Raw genomic sequence first — 4,113 nt, 5'->3', positions numbered from 1 at the left:
GCACCGACAAGCTGCTGCCGGTGGACCGCCTGCGTGCCCTCGACCTGCAGGCCGACCTGAGCTTCGGCGTGCTCACCCTTGAACAGTTGCCGATCCAGAATGCCGTGCTCAAGGCCAAGGGCCAGGGCGGCCTGATCACCCTGGACACCCTGCAGGGCGGGCTCTACAACGGCGACTTCGCCACCCAGGGCAGCCTGGACGTGCGCCCTGCCGTGCCGCAGATCGGCCTCAAGACCCAGGTCAACCGCGTACCGGTCGAGCACTTCATCAAGAGCCAGACCGACACCCCGCCGGTCAAAGGCCTGCTGACCCTGAACAGCAACCTCACCGGCAGCGGCAACAGCCAGAAGGCACTGGTGGATACGCTCAACGGCAACGCCAGCTTCGTCATCAACAACGGCGTGCTGGTCAATGCCAACCTCGAGCAGCAACTGTGCCAGGGCATCGCCACCCTCAACCGCAAGGCGCTGAGCGGCGAGCCACGCGGCAAGGACACGCCGTTCCAGGAGCTCAAGGGCAGCCTGGTGCTGCGCAACGGCGTGGCCAGCAACCCGGACCTGAAAGTGCGCATCCCCGGCCTGACCGTCAATGGCCAGGGCGACCTGGACCTGCGCGTACTGGGCATGGACTACCGCGTGGGCGTGATCGTGGAGGGCGACAAGCGCGACATGCCCGACCCGGCCTGCCAGGTCAACGAACGCTACGTGGGCCTGGAATTCCCGCTGCGCTGCCGTGGCCCGCTGGAGTTGGGGGCCAAGGCCTGCCGCGTGGACAAGGACGGTGTGGGCAAGCTGGCCGGCAAGGTGCTGGGCAACAAGCTCCAGGAAAAACTCGATGAGAAGCTTGGCGACAAGGTAAGCCCCGAGCTCAAAGACGCACTCAAAGGCTTGTTCAAACGATGAATCCCGAGCAGTTTTCCAGCGCCGTGCTGGAATGGTACGACCGTAACGGCCGACACGACCTGCCCTGGCAACAGGGCATCACCCCGTACCGGGTGTGGGTGTCGGAGATCATGCTGCAGCAGACCCAGGTGAGCACCGTGCTCAACTATTTCGGCCGCTTCATGGAAGCCCTGCCCAGCGTCGAGGCGCTGGCCGCGGCGCCCGAGGACGAAGTGCTGCACCTGTGGACGGGCCTGGGCTACTACACCCGTGCGCGCAACCTGCAGAAGACCGCGAAAATCGTCGTCGAGCAGTATGGCGGCGAATTCCCGCGCAACGTGGAGCAACTGACCGAGCTGCCCGGCATCGGCCTGTCCACCGCCGGCGCCATCGCCAGCATCAGCATGGGCCTGCGTGCACCGATCCTGGACGGCAACGTCAAGCGCGTGCTGGCGCGCTACACCGCGCAGGAGGGCTACCCGGGCGAACCGAAGGTGGCCAAGGCGCTGTGGGCCAACGCCGAGCGCTACACGCCGCACAGCCGCGTCAACCACTACACCCAGGCGATGATGGACCTGGGCGCCACGCTGTGCACGCGCAGCAAGCCCAGTTGCCTGCTGTGCCCGCTGGAGCGTGGCTGCGAGGCGCACAGGCTCGGCCAGGAGATCCGCTACCCGATCCCCAAGCCGCGCAAGACCCTGCCCCAGCGCAGTACGCTGATGCCGCTGCTGGCCAACGCCGACGGCGCCATCCTGCTTTACCGGCGCCCGTCCACGGGCCTGTGGGGCGGCTTGTGGAGCCTGCCGGAGCTGGACACCCTCGACCACCTGGAGCACCTGGCCGAACAGCATGGCGTGCAGCTGGGCGCGCCGCGCGCGCTGGACGGCCTGGTGCACACCTTCAGCCACTTCCAGCTGGCGATCCAGCCCTGGCTGGTGCCGGTGACCGTACACGAGGCCCACGTGGCCGAGGCCGACTGGCTCTGGTATAACCTCGCCACCCCGCCGCGCCTGGGCTTGGCTGCCCCGGTCAAGCAACTGCTCAAACGCGCGGCCGAAGCCTTGAATGCAGGAGAGTCGTCATGACCCGCACCGTAATGTGCCGCAAGTACAAAGAAGAAAAGCCTGGCCTGGAGCGCCCGCCGTATCCGGGGGCCAAGGGCCAGGACATTTTCGAGCATATCTCGCAGCAGGCCTGGGCCGACTGGCAGAAAGAGCAGACCATGCTGATCAACGAGAAGCGCCTGAACATGATGAACGCCGAGGACCGCAAATTCCTCCAGGGCGAGATGGACAAGTTCTTCTCCGGCGAGGAATACGAAAAGGCCGAAGGCTACGTGCCGCCTGCCGAATAACCCCGGAAAAGCGTAAGCGACGGAATTAATTTAATAATTTTTCAAAAAGTCGTTGACGCAAACCCGAAAAACGCTTTTAATGCGCCCCGTTGCCCAGATAGCTCAGTCGGTAGAGCAGGGGATTGAAAATCCCCGTGTCGGCGGTTCGATTCCGTCTCTGGGCACCACTAATACCGAAAAGCCCCAAGCGAAGTGATTCCTTGGGGTTTTTTATTGCCTGTGATTTGGTGTGGGGTTCAAGGATGAAAAAGCGCGTGATGGCAACGCTGGCACTGCTGTGCCTGTCGGGGTGTGTCGGCGTGAAGTTCTTCTCATCCGAGACCCGCGTCGAGAAGACCGCGACCTATAACCAATTGCTCGCTCGCGACATGCCCCCGGTGATCACGCGCACCGAGCGCTCCGACGCCAGCCTCCAATGGTGCGGCATCAGCCTGTGGCTGGTGGTGCTGCCAGTACCGCTGAAGTTGCCGGTGTGCTCTGCCTACACCGAAACCGCGTTCGGCAACGACCGCTTCGGCGACGAGCGCGTGCTGATGCACACCACCCACAGCGTCAGCAAAGACCCCTACCTGAACGCCTGCGGCCCCTTCATGTTCCTGGGGCCGATCTCGCACGGCTACGAAGGCAACGCACTGTGCGGGCGCATCCCCTAGGCCGCCACCGGCTCAGTCGCACCACATGCGGATCAGCCGCTGGATGCATTCGTTGGTCTGCACCGCCAGCGCCTGATGCTGCTCACCCTGCCCCAGCGCCTGCGGCACAGCCTTGAGCTTGGCAATGATCTCGCGCTGGCCGGCATCGCGAATGCGGCTCTGGATCCAGCCCACCGCAGCATGCCGCACCCCTCGCGTCACTTCCTTCACCTCATGCAGCGCCCCGCTCGGGTACAGCAGCAGGCTGCCGGCCGGCAACTTGAAGCTGAACAGCTGCGACTCGCCGCTGATGACCAGTTCGCCACCGTCGTAGCTGGCCGGGTCATCCAGAAACAGGGTGTAGGAAACATCGGTGCGCAACTCGCCGATGTGTGCGCCGTCGGCATGCATGCCGTAGGCCATGCCCGGCTCATAGCGATTGATCATGGGCCGACCGACGTGCCAGGGCATCGCGAAGGCCTGTAGCAGTGGCTGCTCCAGCAGCGCCTGGGCAATACCGTCGAGCAGCTCGACATGGCCCTGCTGCTCCAGTTGCAGGTTGCGCTTGGCCGCCTGGGCGAGGCCGTTGGCGGTGGCACGGCCATCACCGAAGGGGCCGCTGCAGATCGCCGCGCGGGCCTGCGCGAACAAGGGCGCCGACAGCGCGTTTGGAATGATCAGATAGTGCACGGAAAGTGTCCTGGTGACGGCGATTTGACGCCAATCCTACAGCAGCAAAACTTAATTTTTGCGCGCGTGAAAAGAGTGATGCCAGTCTGCTAGCATCGCGAGGTTTTCGGCCGCTAGGCCACTGCCAACACCCAAAACTATAACTGAGCATGCACCACCATGAACAAGAGCTATAAGCTGATCTTGAACCGCCACCTGGGGGTTTTCCAGGTAGCGCCGGAGACCGCTCGGTCGGCCGGCAAGGGGAGTGGCACCATCGGCGCGGGCGCACGTCTGCGCCCGATGGCCCAGGCGGTATTGCTGGCACTGCTGGGGAGCAGTTCGTTGGCAATGGCTGCGCCGGGCTCTTGTACCCTGACGGGCAGCGGCACGCTCAGCAATACCTGCCAGGGTGACAGCGGCCTCTCGGCACCCGGTGCCAGCAACAGCCCGGGCGGCAACGGCACGGCCGCCGCCACCGGCAGCGGCTACGACTACAGCAGCGATGCCACCCTGGTGGGCGGCGCCGGCGGCAACGGGGGCAACAGCGAAGTTGGCGTCGGCGGTGCGGGCGGCG

The 4,113-nt window shown here is 64.7% G+C and carries 6 protein-coding genes and 1 tRNA gene; 6 read left to right on the top strand and 1 reads right to left on the bottom strand.

Translation table 11 applies throughout. The features are described from left to right. The 5 genes from G3436_RS24650 to G3436_RS24630 form a co-directional block, all read left to right on the top strand. Positions 1 to 902: AsmA family protein (locus G3436_RS24650; RefSeq protein ID WP_163950545.1), on the top strand; the 902-nt coding region annotated here is incomplete at its 5' end. Beyond that, complete coding sequence (gene mutY / locus G3436_RS24645) at positions 899 to 1,966, top strand: A/G-specific adenine glycosylase (protein WP_163950543.1); 1,068 nt, start codon at positions 899 to 901, stop codon at positions 1,964 to 1,966. The genes G3436_RS24650 and mutY, both read left to right, overlap by 4 nt. After that, complete coding sequence (locus tag G3436_RS24640; RefSeq protein WP_163950540.1) at positions 1,963 to 2,235, top strand: oxidative damage protection protein; 273 nt, start codon at positions 1,963 to 1,965, stop codon at positions 2,233 to 2,235. Before mutY ends, G3436_RS24640 begins: the two co-directional genes overlap by 4 nt. A gap of 91 nt (positions 2,236 to 2,326) precedes the next feature. Beyond that, positions 2,327 to 2,402: transfer RNA gene (locus G3436_RS24635), tRNA-Phe, on the top strand. Positions 2,403 to 2,492: 90 nt separating this feature from the next. Next, positions 2,493 to 2,888 carry a hypothetical protein gene (locus G3436_RS24630; protein WP_243667308.1) on the top strand — a complete coding sequence of 132 codons (396 nt, stop codon included), beginning with the start codon at positions 2,493 to 2,495 and terminating at the stop codon, positions 2,886 to 2,888. A 12-nt stretch (positions 2,889 to 2,900) separates the two neighbouring features. Here G3436_RS24630 and G3436_RS24625 read toward each other — a convergent pair whose 3' ends face one another. Further along, positions 2,901 to 3,557, bottom strand: coding sequence for a Fe2+-dependent dioxygenase (locus G3436_RS24625; protein WP_163950535.1), 657 nt, complete (start codon positions 3,555 to 3,557; stop codon positions 2,901 to 2,903). A 159-nt stretch (positions 3,558 to 3,716) separates the two neighbouring features. Here G3436_RS24625 and G3436_RS24620 point away from each other — a divergent pair. Next, positions 3,717 to 4,113 (top strand): ESPR domain-containing protein (locus G3436_RS24620; protein ID WP_194356772.1); only part of this gene is annotated, 397 nt, incomplete at its 3' end.

The sequence above is a fragment of the Pseudomonas brassicae genome, from assembly GCF_010671725.1.
Lineage (GTDB): Bacteria > Pseudomonadota > Gammaproteobacteria > Pseudomonadales > Pseudomonadaceae > Aquipseudomonas > Aquipseudomonas brassicae.
Note: the sequence above shows the minus strand (reverse complement) of the source record. Positions and strands in the feature narration are given on the sequence as shown.